This window comes from Elusimicrobium sp. An273 (genome assembly GCF_002159705.1).
Lineage (GTDB): Bacteria > Elusimicrobiota > Elusimicrobia > Elusimicrobiales > Elusimicrobiaceae > Avelusimicrobium > Avelusimicrobium gallicola.
This window is the reverse complement of record NZ_NFJD01000014.1, coordinates 1-540: the sequence shown is the minus strand read 5'-3', so window position 1 is coordinate 540 and position 540 is coordinate 1. Positions and strand designations below refer to the sequence as shown.

Sequence of the window (540 nt, the reverse complement as noted above, 5' to 3'; positions counted from 1 at the left end):
CGTCCGGCACCATCTCGTACGGACATTGCTTCACGTCCGTCGCTCCGGTGCACTGCGCAATCTCTTCCTGCGTGTGCCGTTCCGAAGATGGCGTCGGATTGTAGAAGTACAGCGCGTCCCATTCTTCCGTTATCACCATCCCTTCTCCTACTTTCGTAGCAGATCGGTCAAATGTTTTAATCGGCTGCAACCGAACGTCCACCACTTCGGATGCCGCTTGTGCGGGGGTCGTCGGATAATTGGTAAACGATGTGTCGTTTACATAAATACAAGCATTCGTTTGTGTCACTTTGGCAGGATCCACATAACAGGTGCTACCCGCATTGCATGTACCGCCGCCTACAGCCGTAAAAATAGCTGCGTCGGTTGTCCGGTCGCACAGGCGCGGGGGCCAAGTGGCGGTGGTGTCAGTCTCGATATTAATCTGCTCGCGTTTGAGCGTTACCACATACTGCTCTTCTCCCGCTACCGCAGACCCCGCTACATAATTCGGGTTCTCTTCTACCGTTACCGTATCCCGCGTGTACGGGTTCGCATTCC

1 protein-coding gene is annotated in these 540 nt (G+C 54.4%); it reads right to left on the bottom strand.

From position 1 onward, the window contains the following. A partial coding sequence (locus B5F75_RS07430) for a hypothetical protein (protein WP_158093816.1) occupies positions 1-540 on the bottom strand: 540 nt, incomplete at both ends.